Annotated in this window: 17 protein-coding genes; 13 read left to right on the top strand and 4 right to left on the bottom strand. The window is 66.6% G+C overall.

All coding sequences use genetic code 11. From position 1 onward, the window contains the following. Positions 1-18: 18 nt before the first annotated feature. The 4 genes from FHS96_RS21165 to FHS96_RS21150 all read right to left on the bottom strand — a co-directional run bounded on the left by FHS96_RS21165 (position 19) and on the right by FHS96_RS21150 (position 3,692). Positions 19-654, bottom strand: a complete 636-nt coding sequence (locus FHS96_RS21165; protein WP_429596430.1) for an Isoquinoline 1-oxidoreductase subunit — start codon at positions 652-654, stop codon at positions 19-21. Next, a complete protein-coding gene (locus tag FHS96_RS21160; protein ID WP_429596427.1) occupies positions 651-2,798 on the bottom strand; it encodes a xanthine dehydrogenase family protein molybdopterin-binding subunit in 2,148 nt (715 codons plus the stop codon). Before FHS96_RS21160 ends, FHS96_RS21165 begins: the two co-directional genes overlap by 4 nt. A 1-nt stretch (position 2,799) precedes the next feature. Further along, positions 2,800-3,273: a (2Fe-2S)-binding protein gene (locus FHS96_RS21155; protein WP_429596424.1), complete on the bottom strand. Its 474-nt coding sequence runs from the start codon at positions 3,271-3,273 to the stop codon at positions 2,800-2,802. Positions 3,274-3,518: 245 nt separating this feature from the next. Further along, entirely contained in the window at positions 3,519-3,692 is a 174-nt protein-coding gene (locus tag FHS96_RS21150) for a glutathione S-transferase (protein ID WP_429596421.1), read from the bottom strand. Between the two features lie 270 nt (positions 3,693-3,962). On the opposite strand from FHS96_RS21150, the gene FHS96_RS21145 reads away from it, so the two are divergent. From FHS96_RS21145 to FHS96_RS21085, 13 genes are all read left to right on the top strand, one after another. Continuing rightward, the gene (locus FHS96_RS21145; RefSeq protein WP_429596418.1) at positions 3,963-4,091 is read left to right on the top strand and encodes a hypothetical protein; all 129 of its coding nucleotides are present in this window, start codon (positions 3,963-3,965) and stop codon (positions 4,089-4,091) included. Positions 4,092-4,246: 155 nt separating this feature from the next. After that, a complete protein-coding gene (locus FHS96_RS21140) occupies positions 4,247-5,401 on the top strand; it encodes a PepSY-associated TM helix domain-containing protein (protein WP_429596415.1) in 1,155 nt (384 codons plus the stop codon). Beyond that, entirely contained in the window at positions 5,398-5,592 is a 195-nt protein-coding gene (locus tag FHS96_RS21135; protein ID WP_429596412.1) for a hypothetical protein, read from the top strand. The genes FHS96_RS21140 and FHS96_RS21135 overlap by 4 nt, the downstream gene beginning before the upstream one ends. A gap of 194 nt (positions 5,593-5,786) precedes the next feature. Next, entirely contained in the window at positions 5,787-6,311 is a 525-nt protein-coding gene (gene rimP, locus FHS96_RS21130; RefSeq protein WP_429596409.1) for a ribosome maturation protein RimP, read from the top strand. A gap of 9 nt (positions 6,312-6,320) precedes the next feature. After that, a complete protein-coding gene (nusA, locus tag FHS96_RS21125) occupies positions 6,321-7,940 on the top strand; it encodes a transcription termination factor NusA (RefSeq protein WP_429596406.1) in 1,620 nt (539 codons plus the stop codon). After that, positions 7,894-8,742, top strand: coding sequence for a DUF448 domain-containing protein (locus FHS96_RS21120; RefSeq protein WP_429596403.1), 849 nt, complete (start codon positions 7,894-7,896; stop codon positions 8,740-8,742). The genes nusA and FHS96_RS21120 overlap by 47 nt, the downstream gene beginning before the upstream one ends. After that, positions 8,743-11,343 (top strand): translation initiation factor IF-2, encoded by a 2,601-nt coding sequence (gene infB / locus FHS96_RS21115; RefSeq protein WP_429596400.1) that lies wholly within the window; start codon positions 8,743-8,745, stop codon positions 11,341-11,343. It begins immediately after the preceding gene. Continuing rightward, entirely contained in the window at positions 11,340-11,480 is a 141-nt protein-coding gene (locus FHS96_RS21110) for a hypothetical protein (RefSeq protein ID WP_429596397.1), read from the top strand. The genes infB and FHS96_RS21110 overlap by 4 nt, the downstream gene beginning before the upstream one ends. Continuing rightward, entirely contained in the window at positions 11,477-11,869 is a 393-nt protein-coding gene (gene rbfA / locus FHS96_RS21105; protein ID WP_429596900.1) for a 30S ribosome-binding factor RbfA, read from the top strand. The genes FHS96_RS21110 and rbfA overlap by 4 nt, the downstream gene beginning before the upstream one ends. Before the next feature lie 31 nt (positions 11,870-11,900). Further along, positions 11,901-12,161: an AbrB/MazE/SpoVT family DNA-binding domain-containing protein gene (locus FHS96_RS21100; RefSeq protein WP_429596394.1), complete on the top strand. Its 261-nt coding sequence runs from the start codon at positions 11,901-11,903 to the stop codon at positions 12,159-12,161. A 5-nt stretch (positions 12,162-12,166) separates the two neighbouring features. Next, on the top strand, positions 12,167-12,556 hold the full coding sequence (locus FHS96_RS21095; RefSeq protein ID WP_429596391.1) for a type II toxin-antitoxin system VapC family toxin: 390 nt from the start codon (positions 12,167-12,169) through the stop codon (positions 12,554-12,556). Further along, positions 12,556-13,131, top strand: a complete 576-nt coding sequence (locus FHS96_RS21090; protein ID WP_429596388.1) for a thymidine kinase — start codon at positions 12,556-12,558, stop codon at positions 13,129-13,131. The genes FHS96_RS21095 and FHS96_RS21090 overlap by 1 nt, the downstream gene beginning before the upstream one ends. Beyond that, positions 13,128-13,682: a GNAT family N-acetyltransferase gene (locus tag FHS96_RS21085; protein WP_429596385.1), complete on the top strand. Its 555-nt coding sequence runs from the start codon at positions 13,128-13,130 to the stop codon at positions 13,680-13,682. Before FHS96_RS21090 ends, FHS96_RS21085 begins: the two co-directional genes overlap by 4 nt. Positions 13,683-13,707 lie beyond the last annotated feature (25 nt).

Below are 13,707 nucleotides of genomic sequence, written 5' to 3'. Positions count from 1 at the left end.
CGATCGGACCCCGCGTGCTCAGGCGGCAGGGCAGTGCGCCCCGCTTTCGACCCAGGCCTTGATCAGCGCGCCGAACTGCGCCTGCGTGCCTGGCGCCGGCGTACGTCCTTCGCCGGGATGCCAGGCCCAGCCGACCAGATGATCCTCGCCCATGTGCGGGATCAGCTTCTGCAGCGTGAACCCGCCATTGCGCTGGGGATCCTTCACCTGCTCGCAGATCTGCGCCAGCGAGCGCCCTTGCCAGGCCATTTCCGCCGGCGCCAATCCCCAGTGCGGATTGCCGGGGATGGTCTTGATGCCGGGGGCGTTGGTCGGCACATTTTCCGCCCCATGGCAGGTCGCGCAGGGCAAGCCGGCCGCGCCATGATCGCTGGCGCCGCCCACCATCGGCGGCACATGCGGGCGCAGATGATCGCCCTGCGTGGGGATGCGCGTCGCCGGATGGCAGTTGAGGCAGCGGGGATGCTGGATCACCTTGCCCGCTTCCACGAACAGCGCCGCGGAGCGCTTTTCCGGATCGCGGATTGCGGCGAAGCTTTCGACGCTGCGCAGCGTGCCGCCGGTTTCCCTCTCCGCCGCGGGCGAAGAAGCGACGGTGCCGCCGAGCGCGAGGGCTGCCAATACCGGCAGCAGGCGGATCGCGGCGGCGCTCATGCCGGCATCCCCGTCAACGCAGGTTCCAGCGGCAAGGATCGCAATCGCTTGCCGGTCGCTGCAAAGATCGCGTTGACCACCGCGGGGGCGACCACTGTCGTTCCCGGTTCGCCGACGCCACCTGGATCCTCTTTGCTCTCGATCAGGACGACCTCGATCTCTGGAACCTCGTTCATCCGCACGACCGGGTAGTCGTGGAAGTTGGACTGCTCGATCTGGCCGCCGCTCATCGTGATCCGGCCGTAGAGCGTCATGCTCAGACCGAAGAGCACGCCGCCTTCGATCTGCTGGCGGACGATATTGGGATTGACCATCTGGCCGCAATCGATGGCGCAGGTGATCCGCGTCACCTTCACCCGGCCGCTGTCCGCCACCTGCACCTCGGCGACGAGGCCGACATGGCTGCCGAACCCGCTCAAGATCGCGACGCCGCGTCCGCTGCCTTTCGGCAGGGGAGTGCCCCAATTCGAGGCCGCCGCCACCTTGTCGAGGACGTTGCGAATGCGCGATCCTGGGGCGACCAGGCGGCGGCGATAGGCGACCGGATCCTGTTTGGCACGCGCCGCCAGCTCGTCCATTGCAACCTCGACGACGAAGCCGTTTCGCGTCTCGCCGACGCCGCGCCAGTTTCCGGCGAGCAGGCCGGGCGGCGGATCGTTGCGAACGAAATCCACCGAGACAGCGGGGAATTGATAGGGCCCGAACGAGGAATTGGTGACGTCGAGATCGATGCCGTTCTGGAAGAAGGCGGCGAGAAACCAGGCCATGACGGCAGGCCCGACGATGCGATGATCGAACGCTACCGGATTGCCCGCCGTATCCAGTCCGACCCGCACCCGGCTGTGGTTGTGGTAGCGATAGGAGCCGTGGCGCATATCCTCGTCGCGGCTCCACATCACCTTGACGGGGGCGTCGACCTGGCGCGCGATCAGCGCGGCCTGAACGATCCATTCGGATTGCAGCCGCCGCCCGAAGCCGCCGCCGACGAGATAATTGGTGACGCTGACCTTTTCGGGCGGCAGCTTGAGCGCTGCCGCCACCTCGCGGCGGGCGCGGCCCGGCACCTGGCTGCCCACCCACACGTCGCAGCGATCGGCACGCGCGTGGACGGTGGCGTTCAGCGGCTCCATGGCGGCGTGCGCGAGCATCGGCATCCGATAGACTGCCTCGAACTGCGTGGCGGCGCCTTTCATCGCCGTGGCGACATCACCTTTGCTGTGCGCGGTCAGCCCCTGCCGTTCGAGCGCCGCGTCACACCCCGCGACGAGATCGGCGGTCGACAAGTCCAGGCTGCCGCCTTCCCATACCGGGGTCAGCGCGGCGAGCCCCTTGCGGGCCGCGCCGGTATGCGCGGCGATGACCGCCACCGCGACGGGCAGTCGCACGACCTGTGTGACGCCCGCCACCGCCAGCGCGGGCGCTTCGTCGACGGATTTCAGCCGTCCGCCGATGACCGGGCAGGCCGCCACCGCGGCGTAGCGCATGCCGGGAAGCCGCACATCGAGGCCGAAGGTGGCGCTGCCATCGACCTTGCCCGGCGTATCGGTGCGCCGCGCGCTGGTGCCGATGACGCGGAACGCGCCGGTCTTGAGCGGGGGATCCTTGGGTATCGGCAACGCGGAGGCCGCTTCGACAAGCGCGCCATAGCCCAGCGACCGGCCGCTGCCGCGGTGAAGCACGCGCCCCCCTTCCGCCACGCATGTCGACGGCACGACCGACCAGCGCTTCGCCGCCGCCTCTACCAGCATCACCCGCGCTGCAGCGCCGGCGGTGCGCAACTGCTTCCACGCAGCGGCGAGGCTCGCCGAGCCGCCGGTGATCTGCTCCCCGAACGTGGGGCTGCCATAGAGCTTGTCGTCGCCGGGCGCATGTTCGGTGCGCACCGCGCCCGGCTCGACCTCCAATTCCTCGGCAACGAGCATCGCGGCGGAGGTGAGCGAGCCCTGGCCGATCTCGGCATAGGGCACGATCACCGTCACCACGCCGGCGCGATCAATGCGGACGAAGGCATTGGGATGCAGCGCGCCGGCAACGGCAGGCGCCGCGGCGGAAAGCCGGACGCCGATGACCAGTTCGCCGGCCAGCGCGGCACCGGCCGCCAGGAAGGTCCGACGGCTGGTGACGAGCGGTGATGTCGTTGCCATCTCAGGCTGCCTTTCCGCCATGAGCCGCACCGGTTGCCGCCTGCTTGATCGCCGCGCGGATGCGGCCATAGGTGCCGCAGCGGCAGATATTGCCGGACATGACATGGTCGATGTCGGCATCGCTCGGCGCGGGATTCGCTGCGAGCAGGGCTGCCGCCTGCATCAACTGGCCCGACTGGCAATAGCCGCACTGCACGACCTCGATATCGAGCCACGCCTTTTGCAGCGCCTTGCCTGCAGGCGTGCCGCCCAGTGCCTCGATCGTCATCACCTCGGCATCGCCCACCGCCGACACCGGCAGCACGCACGACCGCTTCGGCACCCCCCCGACATGCACCGTACAGGCACCGCACATCGCGATGCCGCACCCATATTTGGTGCCGGTCAGCCCGACGACGTCTCGAATGACCCAAAGCAATGGCGTGTCATCGTCCACGGCGGCTTCGCGCACACGCCCGTTGATCTTGAGTTGCATGGCTGAGCACCCCAAAACTGGCTGGAGACTCGACCATAACAAAGATCGTTTCATGCCTCGATCATACGAACGGTTAAAAGACGTAAAACCAAGAATTCAGGATTCGAGAAGGACTTGCAGCGGTGCTGCCAAGCAGCTGCACCCGTCATTATCCACTCGCCTTGCGTTTCGTGGATATTGGAACCCATCGATTGTCATCGGTGAAGATCGATCCGCTCGACGATGATCCTTTCGCGTGCGCCCCTTCATCCACAGGCGATCAGCGCATCGAAGATGCGGATCGCCGTATCGAAATCGTCGCGCCGGTGCGGATTGCAGAAGCCGACGCCGACGCCGACGCTCTCGCCCTTACAGTGGGTGAGCGCAGTCTCCTTCACGGGATTGCCCGAGAGGGGGCAGGTGCCGTTCACCGTCGGCACCGGCGTGGCTGGTGCCGGGCGCGGCGGCTGCGCCGGCTGGCGGGCACCGGCATGGGGGGCGCCATGGTCCTCCCATGGCCCCGCGCCGGATTGGTGACTTCGGGAGGACCGTGGCGCTCCGACCCCCTGGACGTTCGCGATGCGGAATGGATCTGCGGCACCGCGAGTGGCGCGAGCGCGACGATGCGTGCCGGCGCCGGCTCGGCTGTGCCTGTGAGAAGGCCGGGATCGCCGCTGCGAAGCGGTCACGGTGGGCGGGGCTGCAGAAGGATGATCATCCTCGCGCGCCGCAACGTTGAGCGCGGCCACGACGTCACGGATATGCTGATAGGCATTGTCGGCGTCGGCGGCCGGGTGCGCGATGGCCGCCACCGGCGCCCGTTTGGGATTGGCCTTTAACACGCGCAGATCGACGCTGAGCCAGGGCGGATCGCCATCGCGCATTCTGGGTTGGGATTCTTGGAATGCTGGAGCCTTGTGTCGGCCCGGAACAATCTGATGCGAATGCGAACGAGTCTCTGGTCACGGGTCGCCGGATTGGGCAAGAACCGGCGATGAGCAATCGCGCCATCAAGGCTTGGTATCTCGTCCATAAATGGACGAGCCTGGTCTGCACCGTCTTCCTGCTGATGCTTTGCCTCACCGGCCTGCCGCTGATCTTTCATGACGAGATCGACGCGCTGACTGAGGAGCGCGTGGCGCTGCGCGCAACGCCTGCCGACGCCCCAGCGCTGCCGCTCGACGACATCGTCGTCGCCGCCGTGCGGCTCTATCCGGGCGAGCGGCCGCTGTTCATGAGCTTCGACGACGATCGCCCCGTCGCCAACGTCACCACCGGCCCCACTGCAGACGCCGGACGCGACGAGATGCACATCACCGCCTTCGACATGCGCACCGCCGAACCGGTCGGCCCGCTGCTGGAAGAGGGCGTGATAGCGGTAATACTGCGACTGCATGTCGACATGTTCGCGGGTTTGCCGGGCGAACTGTTCCTGGGCTTCATGGGCTTCCTGTTCTTCGTCGCCACCGTCTCCGGCGTCGTGCTTTACGCGCCGTTCATGCGGAAACTGAGGTTCGGCGCGCTGCGCTGGTCGCGCAGCCGGCGGGTGCGCTGGCTGGACATGCACAACATGCTGGGCATCGTCTCCCTCGCCTGGGTGAGCGTGGTGGGGCTGACCGGGGTGATCAACACGCTCTCCGATCCGCTCGTCGATTTCTGGCGCATGGATCAACTCAGCAAGCTGGTCGCGCCCTATGAAAAATTGCCGCCGGTGCCGGTGGCCGATTTCGGATCGCTCGAAGCCGCGGTGGCGCGCGCGAAGGCCGAGGCGCCGGGCACCCGGCCGCAATTCGTCGCCTTCCCTGGCGTGCGGTTCAGCAGCAACCATCATTATGCGGTGTGGCTGAAGGGCGCGACGCCGGCGACCGACCGGCTGCTGACCCCGGCGCTGATCGACGCGCGCACCGGCGACCTCACTGCGATGCGCACCATGCCCTGGTACATGCTGGCGCTGCGCCTCTCGCAGCCGCTGCACTTCGGCGACTATGCCGGCATGCCGATGAAGATATTGTGGGCGCTGCTGGATATCGCCGCGATCGTCATCCTCGCTAGCGGTCTCTATCTCTGGCTCGGCCGCCGCGCCGGCTCGATCGAGACCCGCGTGCGTGAACTACAGACCGGTGCCGCGATGCCGGTGCCCGCCGAATGAGCGCGCCGAACGCGAAGCGTCGCGACGGTCGGCTGGGCAAGGTCTTCGCGATGCCGCTGTTGCTGTGCCTCGTGAGCCTCGCCGCGCTGGTGGTGGGGTTGCTCGACGACGGGTTGTTCGACCTGCTGTGCTGGCTTGGGCTTGGCGCGCCGGTGGTGGTGGCACTGTGGGCGTGGCGGGGGCGGAGCTGACGTTGCCGCCGGCTTTTTGCGGGCTGATGAGCATGTTCGCCCGACACCCCCGGCGTCAGCCTTGCAGACTCCGCTTGCCGCATGCATCCGGCCGGCCTATATAGGCACTGCTTTTCTCGACATCGTTAAACATGCCGAGGCCGGCCCCGAAAGGGTCCGGTGCCGAAAGCGCTTGTTCTGATTCCCGGAGGCCCATGGCGGACATCGCCGAACTGACATCGCTGATCGAGCCCGAGGCCAAGGCCCTGGGGCTGTCGCTGGTGCGCGTCGCCATGTTCGGCGGCAAGAGCGATCCGACCCTGCAGATCATGGCGGAGCGGCCCGATACGCGGCAGCTCAACCTCGATGATTGTGCCGAGCTGTCGCGCCGCTTGTCCGACGTGCTCGATGCAGCCGATCCGATCGAATATGCCTATCGGCTCGAGGTCAGCTCGCCAGGGATCGATCGTCCGCTCACCCGCCTGCAGGATTATATCGACTGGGCCGGCTTCGAGGGCCGGGTGCGGATGGCCGAGGCGATCGGCGGGCGCAAAGTGTTCGAAGGCGTGCTCGCAGGCGTCGTCGAGGACCGCATCAAGATCGACGTGCCGAAACTGGGCGAGACTGAATTGCCTTTCGCCGGCATTCTCAACGCGAAGCTGTTGCTTACCGACGCGCTGATTGACGCAACCATGCCGCTCTCGTCCGAGGGCGCCGAAAAGTTCAAGGTAGAAGGATAGGATTGGGCCATGGCCACCGCCATTTCCGCCAATAAGGCCGAGCTGCTCGCGATCGCCGATTCGGTCGCCAAGGAAAAGCTCATCGATCGCGAGATCGTGATCGAGGCGATGGAAGACGCGATCCAGCGTGCCGCGCGCGCGCGCTACGGCGCCGAGAACGACATCCGCGCCAAGATCGATCCGCGCAGCGGCGACATGCGCCTGTGGCGCGTCGTCGAAGTGGTCGAGGCGGTCGACGACTATTTCAAGCAGGTCAGCCTGGTCGACGCGCAGAAGCTGCAGAAGGGCGCCGCCGTCGGCGACTTCATCGTCGATCCGCTGCCGCCGATCGAATTCGGCCGCATCGCCGCGCAGGCCGCCAAGCAGGTGATCTTCCAGAAGGTCCGCGATGCCGAGCGCGAGCGCCAGTATGACGAGTTCAAGGATCGCGCGAGCGAGATCATCACCGGCGTCGTCAAGCGCGTCGAGTTCGGTCACGTCGTTGTCGATCTCGGCCGCGCCGAGGGCGTCATCCGCCGCGACGCGCAGATTCCGCGCGAAGTCGTCCGCGTCGGCGATCGCGTCCGCAGCCTGATCCTCAAGGTCGTGCGCGAGACGCGCGGGCCGCAGATCTTCCTCAGCCGCGCGCATCCGGATTTCATGAAGAAGCTGTTCGCGCAGGAAGTGCCCGAGATTTACGACGGCATAATCGAGATCAAGGCCGCCGCCCGCGATCCGGGCAGCCGCGCCAAGATCGGCGTGATCAGCCATGACAGCTCGATCGATCCGGTCGGCGCCTGCGTCGGCATGAAGGGCAGCCGCGTTCAGGCGGTCGTCCAGGAGATGCAGGGCGAGAAGATCGACATCATTCCCTGGTCGCCCGACACCGCGACCTTCGTCGTCAACGCGCTGCAGCCGGCGAATGTCAGCCGCGTCGTGATCGACGAGGAAGAGGATCGCATCGAGGTGGTCGTTCCCGACGACCAGCTCAGCCTCGCGATCGGTCGCCGCGGCCAGAATGTTCGCCTCGCCAGCCAGCTGACCGGCAAGGCGATCGACATTCTGACCGAGGCCGATGCCAGCGAGAAGCGCCAGCGTGAATTCGTCGAGCGTTCGGAGATGTTCCAGAACGAGCTCGACGTCGACGAGACGCTCGCGCAGCTGCTGGTCGCCGAGGGCTTCGGCGCGCTCGAAGAGGTCGCCTATGTCGAGGTCGACGAACTGGCCGCGATCGAGGGCTTCGACGAGGAGCTGGCGCAGGAGCTGCAGAGCCGTGCGCAGGAAGCGCTCGACCGCCGCGAGCAGGCCTCCCGTGACGAGCGCCGCGCGCTCGGCGTCGAGGATGCGCTCGCCGACATCCCCTATCTGACCGAGGCGATGCTGGTCACGCTTGGCAAGGCCGGGATCAAGACGCTCGACGATCTGGCGGACCTTGCCACCGACGAGCTGATCCAGAAGAAGCGCGCCGAGCCCCGTCGTCGTGGCGAGAACAGCCAGCGCGAGAGCCGGCCCGAGGACAAGGGTGGCGTGCTGGCGCAATATGGCCTGAGCGAAGAGCAGGGCAACGAGATCATCATGGCGGCGCGTGCGCACTGGTTCACTGATGACGCCGAATCCGAGGAGGTCGCTCCTGCGGATGGCGAACAATGAGCAACCTGACGGCCTGAAGGCGACGTCTTCCCTTCCCGCGCGCGGGAAGGGATCGAGGGGAGGGCGTGTTCGTCAGCCCCGCGATGGCGAAGACGCGCCCGCTTCCGAAGCGGAAAAAGACGGTCCCGAGCGCCGGTGCGTCATTACCGGCGAGCGGGTGCAGCGCGATTCGCTGATTCGACTCGCGCTGGCACCCGACGGCACCGTCGCGCCCGACGTGCGCGCCAAGGCGCCGGGGCGCGGCGCGTGGATCGGCGTAGACCAGGCGGCGCTGGCGACGGCGATCGCCAAAGGCAAGCTCAAGGGCGCGCTGCTGCGGGCCTTCAAGGGCGCGCAGATCCTGATTCCCGAGGATCTGCCCCAGCAGATCGAGCGCGCGCTCGAACGCGCCGCGCTCGATCGCATGGGTCTCGAAGCCAAGGCGGGTACCCTCGTCACCGGCGCCGAGAAGATCGCCGAAGCCGCGCGACGCGGCAGCGTGACCTTGCTGATCCACGCCCGCGACGCCGCCGAAGACGGCAAGCGCAAGCTCGATCAGGCGCTGCGTGTCGGGCTCGACATGGAAGGCACGGATGCGCGTGGGGTAGTAATCCCGGCAAGTCGGGCCATATTGTCAGTGGCGCTTGGACGCGAAAATGTTGTACACGCCGCGCTGATCGCGCCGGCGGCAGCTGCGCGCGTCGCCCAAGCACTTGGCCGGTGGCGCGGCTTTATTGGACGGAAAGATGGCGTCGGGCCTTGCGATGGCGAATCGCAGGGGCAATCGGCGCAGCATGATGCGAGTGAAGGATCCGGGTTCTAGATGAGCGACGACAACAAGCCGAAACTGGGAATGCGCGCGCCGCTGGGCCTCAAGCGCACCGTTGAGACGGGCAAGGTGAAGCAGAGCTTCAGCCATGGCCGTTCGAACACGGTGGTCGTCGAGGTGAAGCGTCGCCGCGTGCTCGGCAAGCCCGGCGAGGGCGACACGCCCGAAACGACGTCTGCGCCGGCGCCTGCTCCGGCTCCGGCCCCCGTTCCACGCGCGCCCGTCGCGCCGCCGCGCGCCACCACCCCGCCGCCGCCGCCGCGTCCGCCCGGCAGCGATCTGCTGTCCCGTCAGGAGCTTCAGGCGAAGCTGCTGCGGGAGGCCGAGGAAGCGCGCATGAACGCGCTGGAGGAAGCACGCCGCCGCGAAGAGCAGCAGCGCCTTGCCGCCTCGGAAGAGGAAAAGCGTCGCGCGGAGGAAAAGCGTCGCGCGGAGGAAGAGGCGCAGCGCGCGGCCGAGGAGGAAGCCGTGCGTGCGGCGACCGCCGCGGCTGCTCCCGCGCCCGAACCGGTGGTGCAGGAAGCCGCGGCCCCGGCGCCGGCTGCTCCCGCAGTTGCGCCTGCACCGGCTCCGGCCGCCGTGGCGCGCCCCACGACGTCGGGCGATGCCGATCGCGTTCGCCGCCCCGGTCCGGCCGCGCCGGCGCCTGTGCGCCGTCCCGAGCCGCCCCGTCCGGGTGCCAACCGTGGCCGCGACGATCGTCGTCAGTCGGGCAAGCTCACCGTCACGCGTGCGCTGGACGATGATGGCGGCGCGCGTGCGCGCAGCCTCGCGGCGCTGAAGCGCGCGCGCGAAAAGGAACGGCGCGGCCATGGCGGTTTCGCCGGCCCGTCGGCGAAGCAGGTGCGCGATGTGGTGGTGCCGGACACCATCACCGTCGGCGAACTCGCCAACCGCATGGCGGAGCGTGGTGCCGATCTGGTGAAGGCGCTGTTCAAGATGGGCATGCCGGTCACGGTCAACCAGTCGATCGACCAGGACACCGCTGAACTGCTCGTCACCGAATTCGGCCACAACATCAAGCGCGTCTCGGAAAGCGATGTCGACATCGTCGCGAGCGAGGACGTCGATGCGACCGAAACGCTGCTGACGCGTCCGCCTGTGGTCACGATCATGGGCCATGTCGATCACGGCAAGACCTCGCTGCTCGACGCGTTGCGCGGCACGGACGTGGTCGCGGGCGAAGCCGGCGGCATCACCCAGCACATCGGCGCCTATCAGGTGACGGTGAAGTCGGGCGACAAGATCACCTTCCTCGACACGCCCGGCCACGAAGCCTTCACCGAGATGCGCCAGCGCGGCGCCAATGTGACGGATATCGTGGTGCTGGTGGTGGCCGCCGACGACGGCCTGCGTCCACAGACGATCGAGGCGATCAACCACACCAAGGCTGCCGGCGTGCCGATGATCGTCGCCATCAACAAGATGGACAAGCCCGAGGCCAATCCGGCCAAGGTGCGCCAGGATCTGCTGCAGTACGAAGTCATCGTCGAAGAGATGTCGGGTGACGTTCAGGACGTCGAGGTTTCCGCGATGAAGCGGACCGGTCTTGACGATCTGATCGAGAAGATCCTGCTGCAGGCCGAACTGCTCGACCTCAAGGCCAACCCCGATCGCGCCGCTGAAGGCAATGTGATCGAGGCGAAGCTGGACAAGGGCCGCGGCCCCGTGGCGACCGTGCTGGTCCGCCGGGGTACGCTGCGTGTCGGCGACATCTTCGTGGTCGGTGCCGAGAGCGGCAAGGTCCGCGCTCTGATCGACGACAAGGGCCGCAACGTGAAGGAGGCTCTGCCCTCCACCCCGGTCGAGGTGCTCGGCATCTCGGGCACGCCGGGCGCGGGCGATCAGCTTTCGGTCGTCGAGAACGAGGCGCGCGCGCGTGAGGTCGCCGCCTATCGTGCCGGCGTCATCCAGCAGAAGCGGACCACCGCAACGCCGGCGAACCTCGAATCGATGTTCTCCGCGCTGCGCGAGAAGCAGGCCATGGAATATCCGGTGGTGGTCAAGGCCGACACTCAGGGGTCGGTCGAGGCGATCGTCGGCGCGCTCAACAAGATCTCGACCGCAGACATCAAGGTCCGGATCCTGCATTCGGGCGTGGGTGGCATCACCGAGAGCGACGTGATCCTGGCTTCGGCCAGCCGCGCGCCGATCATCGGCTTCAATGTGCGCCCCAATGCCAAGGCGCGCGAGATCGCCCATCAGGACAAGGTCGCGCTCAAATATTATGACGTGATCTATCACCTGACGGACGAGATCCGTGCCGGCATGGCCGGCCAGCTCGGCCCGGAAGCGATCGAAACGATCGTCGGCCGCGCCGAGGTTCGCGAGGTCTTCTCGGCGGGCAAGCACGGCAAAGCCGCCGGTCTGCTGGTGCTCGAAGGCTATATCCGCAAAGCCCTGCGCGCGCGCATCACCCGCGACGACGTTATCGTCTATAACGGGTCGATCGCCTCGCTGCGGCGCTTCAAGGACGATGTCCCTGAAGTGCGTGCGGGTCTTGAGTGCGGTGTGACCTTTGAAAGCCACACTGACATCAAGCCGGGCGATTATCTGGAGACCTACGAAGTGGAGATGCGCGAGCGCACGCTGTGAGCTCAAGTCGAGGCCGCCGCGACCGTTGGTACCACAAGGTGGGTGACGGTCTCGGCTGCCTCGGCGAGGCAGGCGAAGCCGGCTGCGGCTGCCTGTCGCTTGCATCCTGCATCATCTTCGCGATCTGGCTGTTCTGATGCGTAACGAAACACCCGAAACCCGTTCGGTGCGCCTGCTTCGTGTCGGCGAGCAGGTGCGCCACGTGCTGAGCGACGTGCTGATGCGCGGCGAAGTGCATGACGATGTGCTGGCGAAGCACAGCGTCAGCGTCACCGAGGTGCGCATGTCGCCCGACCTGCGCCACGCCACGGTGTTCGTGAAGCCGCTGCTGGGTGGCGACGAGGAAGCGGTGCTCAAGGCGCTGCGCACCAACACCGCCTATCTGCAGCGCGAAGTCGCGCACCGCGTGAACACCAAATATGCCGCGAAGCTCAAATTCCTCGCCGATGAGAGCTTCGACGAGGCGAGCCACATCGACCAGCTTCTGCGTGCGCCCAATGTGAAGCGGGACCTGGACGAAAATTGACCGACATATCGGTAAGACATATCTTACCGATATGAATGCCTTCACCAAGCTGTCTTCAAAAGGGCAGGTTGTCATCCCCAAGGAAATCCGCGACGCGCTGCGCCTGTCGCCGGGAGAGACCCTGTCCGTCTCACGGCAAGGGCGCCGCATCGTCCTCGAAGTAGCGGAGGAGCAGGCGCCGCGCATCAGCTATGACGAATTTAAGCGGCTTGTGCCCGCCTACGCCGGCCCACCGGTGAGCATCGAGGCGATGCGTGATCTTGGCGCTGCGTTCGACGATTGGAAGAACTGAGTATTTTGCGCAGCATCGATACCAACATCGTCGTGCGACTGCTGCTGCGCGATGACCCGGCACAGGTTGCGCTCGTCGATGCGCTCGTTGCGGAGGGCGGTCTCATCGTTTCACCTACGGTGCTCATCGAGACCGAATGGGCACTGCGCGTGGTCTATGGTCTCGATCGGCCAACGGTATCCCGCCTGCTGACCTTGCTGGTGGATATCGAGGGCGTCGATGTTACCGATCCGCCGGGGGTGCGCTGGGCACTTGGCCGCCACGCAGCGGGTGCCGATCTGGCCGACATGATCCATCTGATCGTCATCGAAAGCGATGCTTTCGTCGCCCTCGATCGGCGGCTCGCCAGCGATGCCGGTTCATCCCACCGCCAACCCGTGACGGTTCTGCGCTGATGGCCAAGATGTATTTCTACTATGCGTCGATGAACGCAGGAAAATCCACCACCTTGCTGCAGGCGGACTTCAACTATCGCGAGCGTGGCATGCAGACGATGCTTTTCACCGCCGCGATCGACGACCGATTCCATCGTGGGCACATCACCTCGCGCATCGGGCTGGAGGCTTCGGCGCACGCTTTCGATACGAGCACCGATCTGCGTGCCGCGGTCGCGCATGAACTGGCAAGCCGGCCGCTGCACTGCGTGCTGGTCGATGAGGCGCAGTTCCTCACCCGCGCACAGGTGCTGCAGCTGGCTTCGGTATGCGACGTGCTCGACATCCCGGTGCTTGCCTATGGGCTGCGCACCGATTTCCGCGGAGAATTGTTCGAGGGCAGCGCGGCGCTGCTCGGGCTTGCGGATTCGCTGGTCGAACTCAAGGCGATCTGCGAATGCGGGCGCAAGGCGACGATGAACCTGCGGGTCGATGCCGCCGGCCAGTCTGTGACCGACGGCGCGCAGACCGAGATCGGCGGCAATGACCGCTATGTTGCGCTGTGCCGCCGCCACTTTATGGAACGCACGCAATGAACGCCCTCCACCAGCCGCTGACCGATGGCGACCTGACGCTCGAACCGCTCGCGCCCGCCCATCGCGAAGGGCTGCGCGCCGCCTGTGCGGCGGACAGCGCGATCTGGGAAATCTATCCCAAATCCTGGGCGCCCGAGCATTTCGATACCCAGTTTGATGCGCTGATCGCCAGCAACCGATTGCCCTTCGCGATCGTGCATGGCGGCGAGGTGGTGGGCATGACCGCCTATATCGGCGTCGATGTCGAGCGTGCGGTGCTGGAGATCGGCAACAGCTTCATCCGCCCCGACCGTCGCGGCACCGGGCTCAATGGCCGGATCAAGCGGATGATGCTTGACCATGCGTTCGCGCAAGGCGTGCGGCGCGCCGAATTCCGCGTCGACGCGCGCAATGGCCGCAGCCAGGCCGCGGTGCTCAAGCTGGGCGCCGTGCGTGAGGGCGTGATGCGCGCGGAGCGGGTCACCTGGAACGGCCATGTCCGTGATACGGTGCTGTTCTCGATTCTGAATCATGAATGGAACGAGGGACGATCAGCCGCGGTTCAGGCATGATCGGGCACAAGTATCGCGCCCATCT

The sequence above is a fragment of the Sphingomonas zeicaulis genome, assembly GCF_050433225.1.
GTDB lineage: Bacteria > Pseudomonadota > Alphaproteobacteria > Sphingomonadales > Sphingomonadaceae > Sphingomonas_D > Sphingomonas_D zeicaulis.
The sequence above is the reverse complement of the archived record's forward strand: the minus strand, read 5'-3'. Positions and strand labels throughout refer to the sequence as shown.